Below are 16,510 nucleotides of genomic sequence, written 5' to 3' on the forward strand. Positions count from 1 at the left end.
ATGTCTGAGCAAACTATTGAATTAACCCCTACACGTCCTTATCTTGCTCGTGCAATCTATGAATGGATTTGCGACAACAAACTCACACCTTATTTACTTGTTGATGCAAAACAGCCACATACGGATGTACCACAACAATTTGTCAAAGATGGTCAAATCGTTTTAAATATTGTTCCACATGCTGTACATCAATTATTGATTACCAATGATGCTATTACTTTTTCAGCACGGTTTGGTGGAGTTTCCAAGAATATTTATGTGCCTATTCAAGCTGTTTTAGGCCTGTATGCACGTGAAAATGGTCAGGGTTTATTCTTTGATCCAGAAGAATATGCCAATGTCACTCCTGCAGAAAATGTAATCGAGCCAGAAGTACAAGAATCAACTGAAACAACACCGAGCAAGAAAAAACCAACATTAAGAATTTTAGATTAAATTTAGAGGAATAAAGTATGGCATTTGATTTAGTCCAATACTTTGCTGAGCAAATAAAAATTCAGAAGCCTCAGCTTTTAAATCAATATCCAGCAAATGAAAAGAATAAGCTGATTGATGAAGTTAACGTGCTAACACTTGGCAAGTTAATCAGCTTATGGCGTCAAGATGATAGTAAAATTTATAATGAAATAAAAACTGCTGATCCACTATATATTCAAGAAGTAGCGCGCCATCTAACTACATCTAAACATAATCAATCAGTTTTAAAAAATACTGAGCTCGAACAAAGTATTTCTGAAATTCTCACATTACAGTTAACAGAGCTGAATCAGCTTGATGACACTGGTGGGTTCGGTCAAAATGGATTGAAAGAGCTCATCTTAGGTCAAGTTGAACATTTATCAGGCCAAGCGGAAGACTGGGTTTGGTCAACAAATCACCTAACAGAGTTAATTGGTTCTAAACCTGTTGAGCAAGAAGAGCTATCATTGGATACAACAATGAAGGAGTTTAACCAAATGGTTCATCAAGCCCAACCATCCCACGAAGATTTGCATATTGAAGAACAAACAATCGAAACTTCTGTTCCTACATGGTCAAAGATCATTGCTCCTGTAGTTGCTTTAGCAATCTTGGGTTATTTGTACTGTATTTATACTCAACTTGTTTAATTTCATCATAAGCATTAAAGGAGGAACAAATAGTTCCTCTTTTTTATTTTAAAAACATAATTTATTATCCAATATTATTTTAACATTCTATTACAATTATTAAATTTTGAATAAAAATTATATAATGCAAACCTGAGCACAATATTAAAAGGATAATGCATAAATTTACTTATAATATTTTTTATAATATGACATTTTTGGTCACTTACTTACCCAAACATCAATTTTAATTTAAACTTGATTGATTGACTTAAACTTGGGTAGAAATATAATGATTTTTAACTACTTTTAAATAAAAAGTAGTAACTATAATTTTATAATCCTGAGAGATAAAAATGGCTAAACTTTCTTTAGATAGCTTAACTGAAATTGATGGTTTTGTTGCATCTGCACTTGTTGATTCAGAAAGTGGTTTATCACTTGCAACTCAAGGCGGTGGGGAAATTGATTTAGAATTGGCTGCTGCTGGAAATACAGAAGTCATTCGCGCAAAGAGAAATGTCGCTAAGTCATTGAAATTGAATGATAATATTGAGGATATTTTAATTACTTTAGGTAAAGCTTATCACTTAATTCGTCCATTAGAGAGTAATAACAACTTATTTCTTTATTTAGTACTTGATCGTACTAAAGCAAATTTGGCTATGGCTCGTCATGAGTTAAAGTCATTTGAAAAAGAGCTAGACTTCAGCTAGTTGATTTAATTTATGCTCTTTATATTAATTATAAAGAGCATAAAAAATCACTAAACTATTTAATAAAACTTAAAATGATACTATGGATAGTCATTGCATAAATATTGCAGTTTCAGGTTTAAGCTTAAAAGTTTCAGATGAATTAAAAATATTAATCCGAAATTTAATATCCAATCAATATGGGATTAATTGGGTTAACATTTCTAATAATAATATTGATTTATTAATCATTAACGAAAACTTTTTTGATGCAGATAACATTCAAAATATTCTTCAAAAGAAAAAAATTCCTTATTTAAAAATTACCAAAACACCTTCACAAAATGGAAACTCTATATATGAACATACTTTACACTTTCCCTTAGAAAAGTCAGAGCCCCTTCTATCTTGGCTACAAAAAAATGTATTAGCCTCTTTAGAATCTACTGCTATTAACTCTACGTCAGCTTTATCAAATGAAATGGCTCTCATAGATGGACAATTTATAAAAAGTTTACATAGTCAGGAAAATACCAAATTACATTTATTTGATGATAAAGGTACGCTCGCAATTATTGATAATAGGACTCAAGTCGCTTGGGTAGAACCTTCTCGTCAAAAAACATATACCAATATGAGTTTTAATTTTGCTTTTGCCAAAACCTCAGACTTTACAAAGGTTTCACGTAAAAAAGGTTATTACTTAAAAGATTGGTTATGGAATCTCATCTGGTATTCAAATGAATTTGAAAATTTAGCTTCGGCTGATGGTTATTTCAAAATAGATCATTGGCCGCAACCCTATCAAAAAGAATATAGAAAAATTAGCCTTCAGCTCTCTGCCTGCTTTATTCAGGGAGCAAAAGTCACTGATGTAGCAAAACAACTTAACCAACCAATCGATGTTATTTTACGTTTTATTACGGCTTGCTTAATGGCAAATAACGGACAATATGTTTCTGCAAATAAGTGTTCATACGCTCCTCAAACGAATTCAGAAGGCTCAAATAGTGAAAGTCATTTTTTTAAAAATTTCATAGGAAAAATTAGACGTCGTTTTGGTTTTTAAGGAACAGCATGATTATACAGCAATATAAAATTGTCTTTGCGGGCAGTATGGGGGCGGGAAAAACAGAAGCGATCAAATCGCTATCTGAAATTCCAATTTTAGGAACAGAAGCATTTAATACAGATGTAGAAAGCCATCAAAAATCACAAACAACAGTCGGAATTGATTACGGCGAAATTACACTAGATGATGGTGTTAAAATTGGCTTATATGGAACACCTGGACAAAGCCGTTTTGATTTTATCTGGTCAGTTATTTGTGAAGGCGCAATCGGTATTATTCTTCTGTTAGATCATAATAGTCCAAGTGCTATTAGCGAGCTAGAAAGCTATTTGGAAACCTTTAAAAACTATAATAATAATATTGCGATTGGTATTACACATATTGATGAAAATAAAGAATCTTCACTTCAGCAGTATCGTAATTGGTTAACAGAAAATGAACTTCAATATCCATTATTTTTTATTGATGCAAGAGAACAAGAGCACATTTCAATGATGGTTGAATCATTAATTGCATCACTTGAAGTTAAGGTAGGCGCAACATCTCAAGGGAAAGATCATGCTTAGTATTCCAGTTCAAAAACGAACCGCTCCAACACAATTGCTACAACTTGCAAAAAGTGAAGCCCAAAAAATTCTGATGAATACACGTGGTGTAGACTTTGTGATGATTTGTTCTTCAGATGGGTTTGAATTAGCAACAGTCAGCCATAAGAACTATCATAACACCACTAAATTAGCTGCGGTGAGTAGTTCTATTTTGGCAATGGTCACTGCATTCTTAAAAGAAATTCAACTGACTGGCTGTAATAACATCACCTTAGATGCAGATAATGGCAAAGCCATTTTAACGGCTATTCCAGCTCTCCATCACCCGATGGTGATGGTTACCCTAAGTAATAGAGATGTACTTTTAGGGCAGCTGCTTTATAGTTTAAAAAAAGCAAGCCAAGTGATTGCAGAGGCAGATGGAGAATAACCCACACTGCTATAAAAAATACCGCCCCATAAGAGCGGTATTTTTTTAGACTTGGATACTAAATAGCATTTGCCGTTTTTTAACTTGCTGCCCTTGTTGGCCTAAAATGTCTTCAATAATCCCATCAACATCAGATTTTATCTGCTGCTGGATTTTCATAGCTTCAAGCACTAGTAAGGTCTGACCTTTCACCACTTGATCGCCTTTATTCACCAGAATATTAACCACAGCACCATCCATTGGTGCACGAATTTTGCCATCACCAGCCGCATCAACTGTTTCTGGAGCGGCATAAGTTACGTTGCGAATTGCAACATTGCCATTATCTCGATCTAAATAAAGCTGATCATCATCTAATACATATTGGACACGGCGACGTACACCATTAATTAAATAAACTAGGTAATCTGGCGTTCTCTCAAGTACTTCAATGCAAACTGTTTGATCACAGAACTGGGCCGTAAATGTATTATTCACAGATGAAAGCAGTAATTGAATTTGCTGATCATCATATTTAAGTTTTAATGGTAATGGCACACCTAAGCCAGTTTGCCACACTGCCGTACCGTTACTTTGGCTAAATAATGCCGCGGCAATTGCTAAGGTTTCTAAGGATAGAACCTGCTTATGTAGACTGCTGTCATTTTGAAAATGCTGTTGAATGAATGCAGTATTGGTATCCCCTGTAACAACGACTGGATGACGTAATAAATTGACCAAAAATTGTTTATTACTATTTACACCTAGCAAAACACAATCATCTACGGCACGAGCCAGTAAGCGAATCGCATCCTCACGGGTTTTACCGTATGCAATCACCTTTGCTACCATCGGATCGTAAAATGGGCTGACTTCATCGGCTGCTAACATGCCATGATCGATTCGCACATTTGGTAAAGTTGTAGGCTGCCATCGTAAAACCTTCCCTGTTTGTGGTAAGAAATCCTGACGTGGGTCTTCGGTATACAAACGCACCTCGATTGCATGACCGTTTAACATCAATTCATGTTGTTGCAAAGGCAATTGTTCACCATTCGCGACACGTAACTGCCATTCAACTAAATCTAGTCCCGTAATAAGCTCAGTGACGGGGTGCTCTACCTGCAAACGAGTATTCATTTCTAAGAAATAAAATGCACCCGATGCATCAAGCAAAAACTCAACTGTTCCCGCCCCGACATAAGCACATGCTTTTGCTGCTGCTACAGCTGCCTCACCCATTTGCTGACGTAGTTCAGACGTCATCACTGGACACGGCGCCTCTTCAACTACTTTTTGATGGCGGCGTTGGATTGAACAATCACGCTCAAACAAATAAACATAATTGCCATGAGTATCACCAAAAACCTGAATTTCGACATGGCGCGGAGCAATGACTGCTTTTTCTAAAATAAGCTCACCTGAACCAAATGCATTTTCAGCTTCTGAACGCGCAGTTTGTAAAGCTTCAATCAATTCGGATGATTGTTGTACCAAACGCATTCCACGACCACCACCACCCGCAGAAGCTTTGACCATAATTGGAAAACCAACCTGTTCGGCTTGTCCTGCTAAGTATTCGAGATCCTGTCGGTCACCTTCATAGCCCGGTACACAAGGGACGCCCGCCTCAATCATGGCAATTTTTGAGAGACGTTTACTGCCCATTAACTCAATTGCAGAAGCAGTAGGCCCAATAAACGTAATCTGGTTGTCGATACAGGCCTGAGCAAATTCAGTATTTTCTGACAAAAAACCATAACCAGGGTGAACCGCATCAGCACCTGTTTTTTTGCAAGCTTCAATAATTTTGGTAATAGCGAGATAAGACTCAGATACTTTAGATGGCCCAATGTAAACAGCTTCATCTGCTTCTTGTACATGGCGAGCCTTATGGTCAGCATCAGAATAAACTGCGACAGTTTGGTAGCCCATTGCCTTAGCAGTCTGCATGACTCGAACTGCAATTTCACCACGGTTGGCAACCAGTACTTTTGAAAATTTCATTATTTTTATCCTTATCTTTTATGACTCATCAGCCCAGTTTGGCAAACGTTTCTGGATAAAAGCCATTGTTCCTTCTTGTCCCTCAGCCCCACCAACTGCTTGAGCAAACTGCTGTGCAGCATCATCTAGCAATTCATTTAAAGGTTCATTGAGCGTTCGATGTAACAGCGCTTTAGTCACACGCGAAGCTTGAGGAGCTGCTCGTTTAATGTGTTGAATGGTTTCCTCTAAAGCTTGTTCAAGTTCAATTTCATTATGTGCAATTTGATGAACAACTCCGACACTTAATGCGGTATGCCCTTCAAAACGCATACCGAGTAAAGCAAGTCGACGCGCCTGAGTCAGGCCAATACGTTTCACCACAAAAGGAGCAATTTGTGCAGGAATCACACCTAGACCCGTTTCAGGTAAACCAAACTGGGCATTGTCACGACTAATCGAAACATCCGAAACACATGCCAGCCCAAAACCACCACCTAAAACAGCACCTTCTAAAATCACTACAACCGTTTGCGGAGCAGCTTCAACTTGCTCAAGCATGGCACCAAAACGGCGATTAAAGTCAGCATAAGGTTGTAGACTGCTGACATTGGTCGCTTCAACACGCAAAGCCGCCATGTCTTTAATGTCACCACCTGCACAAAAAGTTCCGCCTTCACCACGGATAATTACCGCACGAATTGAAAGGTCATCGCGAATGGCAGTAAAAACTTGCTGAATGGCATTGACCATATTCAAGTTCATGGCATTACGGTTCTCTGGTCGGTTTAACCAGAGATATAAAATACTGCCGTCTTGTTCTAATTGAATGCTGTCATCAATATCTAGAGCTTGTAGAGAGGTTGAAAGTGTCATGGTGTATTCCTTATTTTTATTTCTGCTTTTTAGGTAGAATGTCCATTAACTTACAGATAATCCCCAACATAATCTCATCTGCCCCACCGCCAATAGAACCTAAACGACCATCACGATACAGCTGTGATGCTGGGTTATCCCACATAAAACCGTTACCACCCCAATATTGCAGACAACTATCGGCAACTTCACGAGTTAAACGTCCAGCTTTGAGTTTTGCCATAGATGCCAGCTTGGTCACATCTTCACCAGCAATATGCTGTTCACACGCTTGGTAGGTTAATGCTTTAAGTGCTTCTATTTCAGTCATGAGTTCAGCAAAACGGAAGTGAATATATTGGTTATTAATAAGTGGCTGACCAAACGTCGTACGCTCTTTGGTATAGTCGATAGTCTTTTGGATTAAATTTTCCAAACCGCCAATGGCATTGGCACAAGCCCATAGGCGCTCTTCCTGAAATTGCATCATCTGCATCATGAAGCCCATACCTTCAACGCCAACCAAGTTACGCTGCGGTACACGGACATTGTCTAAATAAACTTGCGCTGTGGTGGTTGAACGCATCCCTAATTTAATAAGTGGCTCGGAAAAACTGATCCCTTTAGTTTTTGCTGGCACAATAATCATCGACTTGTTGACGTGAGGTTTATCGTCAGATGTATTCGCCAATAGGCAGAAGAAATCAGCCTGCAATGAGTTGGTAATCCACATTTTGCTGCCGTTAATGACATAGTCATCGCCATCTTTTTTAGCAGTCGTTTTAATAGCAGCAACATCCGAACCAGCATGCACTTCCGATACTGCAATTGAGGCAACATATTCCCCAGCAATGGCTGGTGTTAAAAACTCATCGCGTAATTCTTTACTACCAAAACGTGCCAAAGCAGGTGTCGCCATATCGGTTTGTACACCAATGGCTAAAGGCACCCCGCCGCAAGCCGCATATCCAATTTCTTCTGCAACCACAAGGTTATAGGAATAATCTAACGCTAAACCGCCATTTTCCTCAGGCTTGCAAATCCCCAATAAACCAAGATCACCCATTTTTTTAAATACGTCATGGATTGGGAAACGTCCCGCAGCTTCCCATTCTGGAATATGTGGATTCAGCTCATTTTGAACAAATTGACGCGCTGTACGGCGTAATGCTTCATGTTCGGCAGTAAATTTCATTGTGTTATTCCTATTAATTTTTTTAATTGCGGTAAAGGTTGATTAAAAACGGGACACGCCAAAACGAGTTGGATTTAGCTCTCGTTGCTGTGCTTCATAAATGGTTTGTAAAAGGAAAATTAATAATTTTCGGGTATCTCGCGGATCGATAATGCCGTCATCATGTAGCATGGCCGTATTGAAAAGCGCGGTAGATTGCTGCTCCAATTTCATGGCCGTACTTTGCTCAAGAAAATCGAGCATTTGCGGATTAGGCTCCTGACCAGAAACTTTTTGCTTTCCTTCAGCCACAATGCGTAGCACCCTTCCGGCTTGAGCAGCACCCATTACAGCAACATGCGAATTTGGCCATGCAAAAATAAAGTCTGGTGATAAACTCCGACCACACATCGCGTAATTACCTGCACCATATGAGCCTGCTACAACAATCGAAATTTTAGATACAGAACAATTCGCAACCGCTTGAATCAGTTTTGAGCCATGTTTAATAATGCCATCTTGTTCGGCATCGGTTCCCACCATAAAACCAGTAGTGTTATGTAAGAACAATAACGGACGTTTGGTCTGCTCACACAGGTGTATAAACTGAGCTGCTTTCGCCGCCCCTTGAGGTGTAATTGGACCATTATTGGTAATAATGCCAATATGCAAGCCTCCAATTTTTGCCCAACCACAGACCGTTAAATCATCATATTCCTGTTTAAATTCTAGAAAATCTGAATCATCAATAATACGGGCAACCACTTCTTTCATATTCAGTGGTTGTTTCGGGTCGTTTGGAATCACACCCAACAGTTCATCGACATCGTAACGAGGTTCTTTATATGTCGTTTCAACTGGTTTGATTTGTTCATTCCAGTTCAGATGTTCAAAAATTTCACGTGCAAGCCGAATACCATCAGCATCATTTTCAGCCAAATATTCTGCTGTTCCAGCGACCTGCGCATGCATTTCTGCACCACCCAATTCCTCCGCTGTAGCCACTTCACCCGTGGCAGCCAGAAGTAACGGGGGGCCTGCAAGAAGCATTTCGGTTTGTTTGCGTACAGCAATGACATAATCCGAAAGACCTGGTTGATAAGCTCCTCCTGCCGTTGCATTCCCATGTACCACTGCAAGTTGTGGAATACCTGCCGCAGATAAACGTGCTTGATTGGCAAAGGTCATACCGCCATATGTAAATACTTCAGCTGCATAATTTAAGTTGGCACCGCCACTTTCGGTCAGCGTAATCAGCGGGAGTTTTTGTTCCAAAGCAATTTTTTGCAAACGCAGTGTTTTCTGTACACCCATGGGCGACATGGTTCCACCTTTAATTGCACTATTACTTGCTGAGACCAAACAGCGCACACCACTGACAAAACCAATGCCGGCAATTACGCCACCACCAGCTTCCGAACCATCTTTATCATCATGCATGTTGTAGCCAACCAAACCACATAGCTCAACGAAAGGTGAATCGGCATCAAGTAATAACCGTACACGCTCATGCGGCAGAATCTTGCCCTTTTTATCGAATTTCGGTTTAGCAGCATACGATTTATCAATGCTTTTTTGTTGAATAGCACGGACTTCACTCAGCTGAGCAAGCAGTGCCTCTTTATTCTTTTGATACTGTTCACTACCAACAGTAATTTCGGATTGGAGAATAGTCATTTTTTATTCCTCACTCCGAGCCTAAATTATTGCTTCGCTCGACTTTCTCAGTCTTATCTTTTTTAAAAATTTCAGGAATAAACGCGCGATGGAAACCATTATAAGACTGACTATTTGTTGCTTCGGCTAGTGGATACATGCGTGTCCCTTGTGATGCAGCACCATCAATGCGTAATGTCACACCCGAAACAAAAGCAGCAGCATCGGACAGTAAATAACAAATTGCCGATGAAACTTCCGACTCAGTCCCCATACGTTTTAGCGGTACATTGCCAGCAAGACTTGGAATAATTACTTTGGCAAAATCACCGCTATAATTATCCATACCGGATGACACAATCCACCCCGGTGCAATCGCATTTACACGAACACCAGATTTCCCCCACTCAACCGATGCTGTTTTAGTTAAGTTATCAACCCCTGAACGCGCAGCACCAGAATGTCCCATTCCTGGCATGCCGCCCCACATATCAGCAGTCATGTTAACAATACTGCCACCATGTTTAGCCATCCATTGGTTATAAGCTTCACGCATTAAATAGAAAGTTGCGTGTAAATTATTACGCACGACTGCATCGAAACCATTTGCTGAGATATTCTCTAAAGCTGAGGGGAACTGACCACCAGCGTTATTCACCAAGCCATCCAATTTACCGAATTTCTCAATCACTTCAGCAATCATATTTTTTACTTGTTCTTCTTCACGGTTATCACAGACAATAAAATGAACGAGTCCGCCATCTTCTATAATTTCTTGGCTAACTTTCTCTAATTTCTCAATTTTGCGTCCTGTAATCACCACTTGAGCGCCAAGAGCTGCAAGCTCATGTGCAGTACAGCGTCCTATTCCAGAGCCTCCACCTGTCACAATGACTACTTTATTAGCGAAAGCATCTGGTCTAAAAATTGATTGATAACTCATCTTTGTTTCATCCATTCATTTTATTTTTCTAAAAGATGTGCCGGAACTTTAACAGGCATATCCAATAATTGTTGTGCAAATGCTTTACCCTGCGGATCGATTCGCAGGCTTGCAATACCACCGCCCCCCAAGGCATTTTCCAATATAAAATTCAGTGCATTTAATCCTGGTAATTCATAACGAATGACTCGCCCTTTCTCTGCATCCAAAACATGTTGCATATTGCTTGCAACCGTCTGTTCAGTCAGTGCAGTACGAATCCATGGTAAATATTCTGCTTTACGTGCAATTACACCAATATTGCTATGATTGCCTTTATCACCACTGCGGGCATGCGCAATTTCAATCAAAGGAACTTCAATTTCATTCCCTTGATAAACCGCACTTTCATCCGCTGCTAAAATATTGAATTGCTCTGTAGAAGTGCCCCGAGGAATCTCAACCGGATAGCGGTTCCCATCAAAATCGATTTCGATATTAATTTGATTTTTATCAATTAAAAATGAAAATAACTTAATCACTGGAGATGCTTTTGGTCGACCTCCGACAATTCCTGCCAAGGCTGGAGCCATACCTGTTGAAGCCTGTGCAATTTCAGATGCAAAGAACATACATGCTTCTTTAAACATGTGTTTTACAGCTATTTTGACCACAACTTCACGACTATTTAATGTTTGGGCATGTTCGCCATAGGTACTTTCAATGCCCAAGATTTCAACCGACTTTTCACTAAAAGGTGGCACCGAACGCATTGCTAAAACACGCTCACATTTAGTCAAAATCGCATCAGCGATGACTTGTGCTTTTTGTGGTGCTTCACGGCCTGCAATTAAAAAACTGACTAAAACCCGATAACCATCAGGATAAGTTGCACTAACTTTATATTGCCCAGTCGGTGGTTGTCCTTTTGCACCCGTCACACGAACTCGGTGCTCCCCGACTTGCTCTAAATGCACCTGACTAAAATCAGCAATTACATCTGGTAATAAATATGCTTGAGGATTACCAATTTCATAAACAATTTGCTCCGCAACCGTGGCAGTAGATACCAAACCACCTGTTCCCTGTGGCTTGGTCACAATAAATGATCCATCTTCACTCACCTCAACCACTGGAAACCCCATGTTGTCGAAGCCCTGTACTAGGCGCCAATCGGTAAAATTACCACCTGTGCATTGTGCACCACATTCAATGATATGACCTGCCAGTGAGCCTTGTGCCAACTTATCATAGTCATCTAAAGACCATTGATATTCATGAAGTAAAGGAGCAAGTACCACGGCAGAGTCAACCACACGGCCAGTGATCACGATATCTGCGCCTAAATTTAAAGCATCGCGAATAGCCACCGCACCTAAATAAGCATTACTACTCGCCACCTGTTCTGGCAAAGCTTCACCGCTAAACATTTCCTGAATATTTTGTTGCTTAAGTTGTTCATGCTGCGCTAAAAGATCATCGCCTAAAACCACAGCCACTTTCAGATCTAGACCATATTCTTTAATTATTTTTTGCAAGGCATCTCGACATGCCAGTGGATTAACACCACCAGCATTACTAATCACCTTAATCTTTTTTTCTGCAATTTTTTTAAGTAGAGGTGCCATCACTCGACTGACAAAATCCAAAGCATAACCATGCTTTGGTTCTACCATCTTCGCTTTTGCCATAATCGACATGGTGATCTCTGACAAATAATCAAAAACCAAATAATTAATATCGGTTAGATGTACCAATTGGAAAGCGGCAGTATTGGTATCTCCCCAAAAACCTGAGGCACAACCTATTTTTACGACACGCTCATCATCCTGTTGATTACTTGCCATTTTATTTCTCATTATTTTGTTTAAAAATTAAACTCAACATTACCAAGCAAGCGCTTGGTTTGTAAAGAGCAAAATGTTATTGTGAAATTGACCAAAACTGCCAAACTCGACAGCTCAGCTAAAACATGATGAGATTTGGCAACCTTTTCTATTAAGTATTTTTATATAAAGGATCCGGCTTTCGCATGATTGCTACTTCAATTGAACAGATTCCAAATATCTCTTGTTTTGATGACAGCCCACGTGGTCGGTTATTACGAGGAGCTGCCTATCTATTTCATAAACAAGGCTATGACAAAACTACTGTACGCGAACTTGCTCAATTTATTGGAATCCAGTCGGGAAGCTTATTCCACCACTTTAAAAGTAAAGATGACATCCTCGCTCACGTGATGGAGGAAACCATTATTTACAATCTTGCTCGTTTACAAGATGCGGCAGCCCAATCTACCAATCCAGAACAACAATTACGTGCCCTTATTAAAGCTGAACTCATTTCAATTACTGGAGATACTGGTGCAGCCATGGCTGTTTTGGTTTATGAATGGTTTGCCCTATCAAAAGAAAAACAAGATTATCTTTTAAAAATGCGTAATGAATATGAGCAAATCTGGATAGATGTGATTGAAAAATTACGTACTGAAGGCAAGGTAAAGCATGATGCCTTTATTTGGCGAAGATTAATTGGTGGTGCAATTTCATGGACCGTAACTTGGTATAAAGCTGAAGGTAAAGTCAAAATTGATGAGTTAACCGAAATGGTTTGGGAGATGGCTTTGAAATGAGTTCTGTCTACTTACGTAAACCTCATATAAATGACTTAGCTGAAATTAAAGAAGCTTATGCACGTAGTGTTCAATTACATCAACCGTGGACATATCCACCAGCTAACTTTCAAACATATTTAGAACAAGAGCATCGCTATTTTGTCTGCTTAACCGATAGCCATGCGATTGCCGGAACATTTAATATTTCAAATATTATACGCGGTCACTTTCATTCAGCCTATTTGGGTTATGAAGCATTTCATCCCTATCAATGTCATGGCTATATGACTCAAGGCCTAAAATTATTACTCAAAGAAGCATTCAAAAATTTAAATTTACATAGGTTAGAAGCGAATATACAACCTGACAATATTGCCTCGATTCAATTAGTGGCCCACGCTGGTTTCATTAAAGAAGGTTTTTCTCGGCAATATCTTCGAATTGGAGGAAAAACATGGAAAGATCATGAACGTTGGGCAATTTTAAATGAGAAATGGATAGAACCATCTCAGTAAACTCTGAATGAGATGGTTTATACAAGCAAAACCTACTCTAAAATTAATAACCTAACTGCTTACTAATCAAATCTTTCATAATTTCTTCAGCACCACCACCAATCATATTGACCTTCACTTCACGGTAAATACGTTCCGACTTGGTTCCTCGCATAAAGCCCATACCACCTAATGTCTGTACAGCTGCATCAGCACAAAATTGCATAGTGCGAGTCGCAACATTTTTAAGCATTGAAATTTGTGCCACCAACTCAGGCCCTTGTAACTTCGGCTGAGTCATTTTCCATCCAGTTTCTTCAAGCAATGCCCGTGTTGAGGTCAATTGTGTTGCCATATCTACCAATTTATGACGAACCACTTGATGATCAATTAATCGCTTACCAAAAGTTTTTCGTTGTTGCGCCCAATCTAAAGCTTCTTCATAACAGACTAATGCATACCCATAAGCGACTACTCCCAAGAAGAACCGCTCCATATTAAAGTTATTCATAATAACTTTAAAACCAGCGTTTTCTTTGCCGAGCAGATTTGATATAGGTACTCGTACTTGATCAAAATGCAAATGAGCTGTATCAGAAGCCCACCATCCCATTTTCTTTAAAGGTGTTTTAGTAATTCCTTCACTGTGCGCATCAACGAGCAACATTGAAATGCCTTCAGCACCTGTTTTAGTTGGGTCTGTACGCACTGCAACTGTATAGTAATCTGCACGAATTCCCGATGTGATAAAAGTCTTCTCACCCGAGACAATGTAGTAATCACCATCACGAATAGCTTTAGTCTGTAATGCAGCGACATCCGAGCCACCACCAGGTTCCGTAATAGCTAAAGCAGAAATTTTTTCACCGGAAATAATACCTGGTAGGACTCTAGCCTTTAACTCCTCACTTCCAAAATGCTGAATGGGAGGGCCGCCAATTGTGTGTACCATGAGTGAGGTATGTACTCCCCCAGAACCCGCCTTTGCCATTTCAATACCAGCCAGCAATGAATAAAATGGATCTGCATCAGGAATACCACCATATTCTTCTGAAAAACCTAGACCTAATAGGCCAATTTCAGCTGCCTTTCTATAAAGCTCTCTAGGAAATGTCTCAGCTTCATCCCACTCATTAACAAAAGGTGCCATTTCTTTTTGTACAAACCGGCGAACATTGTCAGCAAAAGCAATGTGTTGTTCATTATAGTAAATTGGGTTGAGTTGCATGTTTAGAAATGTCCTGATGTTTTTATTTAATTCCTGAACATATCTTGTCATGTTTACAGTCAATCAAAAGTTGCAAGAATCTCCATTTTCTTGGCATAAAACATCAAACAGAATTATTTTTATTTATGCACAACGCCTATACTCTTAAGCAACAACGAAAACCACGCACAGCATAATAAGACTGTGCTCCATTATGATAAATGAAGACCCGACCATAACGTCGGTCAGCAAAAATAGCTCCATCTAACTGTCGAATCTCATCAGGAGTTTTAAGCCAACTTGATGTTTTAAGATCAAACTCCTCTAACATTTGTAAATCATGGTATTGCTCTTCTGTGAGAAGCTCAGCTCCCATTTCATTAGCTAGATCTATTACACTGTTTTTTGGGGGATGATCTTTTCTAGATTCCAAAGCCTCTCGATCATAACAAAGACTCCTACGACCTTTTGGACTCTCAGGAGAACAATCTACAAATAAATACTCATCCTTCTGTTGATCGTAAGAGACAACGTCAGGTTCTCCTCCAGTATTTTCCATTTCTTGCAATGACCACAATTTTTCAGGCGATTCTAATAATTTAGCTCGTACATTTGTCCAATCAATTTCTTTATGGCGATGTGTGTTCTTTTCAAATCTCTTCTTTAATAGTTCAAGCAGTGAATCTAATTCTGTTAAAGTTAATTGTTTTTTAGTTGTCATTGAATAAATCCTTATAATTATTGGACTGAGCGTCCATCAAAATAATTTATTTTTATTTTATCTAAGTCAATGTCGTCTATACATCGAACATTAATCGCAAAGATAGAATTACCCTCTGCATCTGTACCTTGAGCATAAGGATGAATACCGCAATTTTTACAGAAATGATGATTAATCACATGCTTGTTAAAAGTGTAATTCGCTAAAATATCAGGAGAATCTAAAGTAACTGTAACTTGATTAGTGGGTAGGAACCAAAGTAAAGACCCTTTCTTTTGGCAAATGGAACAATTACAAGATAAAACTTCTATTAGCTCACCTTCTACGACAAACTTCACCTGTCCGCAGTGACAACTTCCTTTATATTCCATAACATTCTTCCCTTTATAATTTTTTATAGTTTTATAATATTCCTTGTTATAGATCAATTTTTAATCTTATTCCAGACTTTGGCTTTTTCCTCATAATAAACCCTAATAAATTGAAGTAATGACCAATCATTAACTCCAAAAATATTGGCATTGTTTGCATCTATTACCATTTTTAAAAGAAAACAAAGGTAAACCAAAGAACATGAAAGCCATAAAGGCTGATTTTTTCCCTTTTGTGTAGGCTTCAATATCATAACTTCCACAGTTAGGACATCGCTCTTTATTTTTTCCAAATTCTTGCTCTAAGTCTTCACTAAAATCTTTTTCAAGGAAAGCTTTCGCATCATGAACATCTTTTTCTAGTACTAATAAACGAACTCCACCCAATGCATTTGAATAAAACCAGTCCATATTAATTGTATGTTCATTTTCAATACGAGCAGGGATTCCAAAAGCCTCTAATTGAGTTTTTGCTATTTGTGCCTCATACGGAAACGAAAAAGTTTTAACTAAGATCCATTGCATATTAAATTTATAATAAGGTGAATAGTTTCAGAATAGCTTTATTTCTTTATAAATTGAATTAAATTTAATCTCTAAAGGATTAGGGGTTAACTTTCCGCTTTTCTTCCGCGCAATAAGCAACACCCCGGTTTCTTTCGAGACCGGGGTGTTTGGAATAATGAGCTGGCGATGAC

Annotated in this window: 18 protein-coding genes; 8 read left to right on the top strand and 10 right to left on the bottom strand. The window is 38.8% G+C overall.

The window, feature by feature from the left end; genetic code table 11:
• The 6 genes from AC056_RS17370 (at window position 1) to AC056_RS17395 (ending at window position 3,833) form a co-directional block, all read left to right on the top strand.
• Entirely contained in the window at window positions 1–435 is a 435-nt protein-coding gene (locus AC056_RS17370; RefSeq protein WP_077164336.1) for a ClpXP protease specificity-enhancing factor, read from the top strand.
• A 17-nt stretch (window positions 436–452) separates the two neighbouring features.
• The gene (locus AC056_RS17375; protein ID WP_004704109.1) at window positions 453–1,109 is read left to right on the top strand and encodes a hypothetical protein; all 657 of its coding nucleotides are present in this window, start codon (window positions 453–455) and stop codon (window positions 1,107–1,109) included.
• Between the two features lie 335 nt (window positions 1,110–1,444).
• On the top strand, window positions 1,445–1,804 hold the full coding sequence (locus AC056_RS17380) for a hypothetical protein (protein ID WP_039255382.1): 360 nt from the start codon (window positions 1,445–1,447) through the stop codon (window positions 1,802–1,804).
• Window positions 1,805–1,886: 82 nt separating this feature from the next.
• Window positions 1,887–2,852 (top strand): hypothetical protein, encoded by a 966-nt coding sequence (locus tag AC056_RS17385; protein ID WP_077164337.1) that lies wholly within the window; start codon window positions 1,887–1,889, stop codon window positions 2,850–2,852.
• A gap of 8 nt (window positions 2,853–2,860) precedes the next feature.
• A complete protein-coding gene (locus AC056_RS17390) occupies window positions 2,861–3,421 on the top strand; it encodes a GTP-binding protein (protein ID WP_019456610.1) in 561 nt (186 codons plus the stop codon).
• Window positions 3,414–3,833 (top strand): roadblock/LC7 domain-containing protein, encoded by a 420-nt coding sequence (locus AC056_RS17395; RefSeq protein WP_077164338.1) that lies wholly within the window; start codon window positions 3,414–3,416, stop codon window positions 3,831–3,833. Before AC056_RS17390 ends, AC056_RS17395 begins: the two co-directional genes overlap by 8 nt.
• 45 nt (window positions 3,834–3,878) lie before the next feature.
• On the opposite strand, the gene AC056_RS17400 is transcribed toward AC056_RS17395, so the two are convergent.
• Genes AC056_RS17400 through AC056_RS17425 form a run of 6 tightly spaced genes read right to left on the bottom strand, consistent with a single transcriptional unit; the run spans window position 3,879 to window position 12,252 of the window.
• On the bottom strand, window positions 3,879–5,819 hold the full coding sequence (locus AC056_RS17400) for an acetyl/propionyl/methylcrotonyl-CoA carboxylase subunit alpha (protein WP_077164339.1): 1,941 nt from the start codon (window positions 5,817–5,819) through the stop codon (window positions 3,879–3,881).
• Between the two features lie 18 nt (window positions 5,820–5,837).
• Window positions 5,838–6,674, bottom strand: coding sequence for an enoyl-CoA hydratase/isomerase family protein (locus AC056_RS17405; RefSeq protein ID WP_077164340.1), 837 nt, complete (start codon window positions 6,672–6,674; stop codon window positions 5,838–5,840).
• A 16-nt stretch (window positions 6,675–6,690) separates the two neighbouring features.
• A complete protein-coding gene (locus AC056_RS17410; protein WP_077164341.1) occupies window positions 6,691–7,848 on the bottom strand; it encodes an acyl-CoA dehydrogenase family protein in 1,158 nt (385 codons plus the stop codon).
• A 42-nt stretch (window positions 7,849–7,890) separates the two neighbouring features.
• Window positions 7,891–9,504, bottom strand: coding sequence for an acyl-CoA carboxylase subunit beta (locus tag AC056_RS17415; protein ID WP_077164342.1), 1,614 nt, complete (start codon window positions 9,502–9,504; stop codon window positions 7,891–7,893).
• A gap of 10 nt (window positions 9,505–9,514) precedes the next feature.
• Window positions 9,515–10,426 (bottom strand): SDR family oxidoreductase, encoded by a 912-nt coding sequence (locus AC056_RS17420; protein WP_213033513.1) that lies wholly within the window; start codon window positions 10,424–10,426, stop codon window positions 9,515–9,517.
• Between the two features lie 20 nt (window positions 10,427–10,446).
• On the bottom strand, window positions 10,447–12,252 hold the full coding sequence (locus AC056_RS17425) for an acyclic terpene utilization AtuA family protein (protein ID WP_077164344.1): 1,806 nt from the start codon (window positions 12,250–12,252) through the stop codon (window positions 10,447–10,449).
• A gap of 185 nt (window positions 12,253–12,437) precedes the next feature.
• On the opposite strand from AC056_RS17425, the gene AC056_RS17430 reads away from it, so the two are divergent.
• Both AC056_RS17430 and AC056_RS17435 read left to right on the top strand, forming a co-directional pair.
• A complete protein-coding gene (locus AC056_RS17430; protein WP_077164345.1) occupies window positions 12,438–13,037 on the top strand; it encodes a TetR/AcrR family transcriptional regulator in 600 nt (199 codons plus the stop codon).
• A complete protein-coding gene (locus tag AC056_RS17435; protein WP_077164346.1) occupies window positions 13,034–13,534 on the top strand; it encodes a GNAT family N-acetyltransferase in 501 nt (166 codons plus the stop codon). The genes AC056_RS17430 and AC056_RS17435 overlap by 4 nt, the downstream gene beginning before the upstream one ends.
• A 43-nt stretch (window positions 13,535–13,577) precedes the next feature.
• On the opposite strand, the gene AC056_RS17440 is transcribed toward AC056_RS17435, so the two are convergent.
• The 4 genes from AC056_RS17440 to AC056_RS17455 form a co-directional block, all read right to left on the bottom strand.
• Complete coding sequence (locus tag AC056_RS17440; protein ID WP_077164347.1) at window positions 13,578–14,741, bottom strand: acyl-CoA dehydrogenase family protein; 1,164 nt, start codon at window positions 14,739–14,741, stop codon at window positions 13,578–13,580.
• Window positions 14,742–14,877: 136 nt separating this feature from the next.
• The gene (locus AC056_RS17445; RefSeq protein WP_077164348.1) at window positions 14,878–15,441 is read right to left on the bottom strand and encodes a DUF4256 domain-containing protein; all 564 of its coding nucleotides are present in this window, start codon (window positions 15,439–15,441) and stop codon (window positions 14,878–14,880) included.
• Window positions 15,442–15,458: 17 nt separating this feature from the next.
• A complete protein-coding gene (locus AC056_RS17450; protein ID WP_077164349.1) occupies window positions 15,459–15,812 on the bottom strand; it encodes a GFA family protein in 354 nt (117 codons plus the stop codon).
• A gap of 129 nt (window positions 15,813–15,941) precedes the next feature.
• Entirely contained in the window at window positions 15,942–16,337 is a 396-nt protein-coding gene (locus tag AC056_RS17455) for a DUF2007 domain-containing protein (RefSeq protein ID WP_077164350.1), read from the bottom strand.
• Between the last annotated feature and the right edge of the window lie 173 nt (window positions 16,338–16,510).

The sequence above is a fragment of the Acinetobacter genomosp. 33YU genome, assembly GCF_001990725.1.
GTDB lineage: Bacteria > Pseudomonadota > Gammaproteobacteria > Pseudomonadales > Moraxellaceae > Acinetobacter > Acinetobacter seifertii.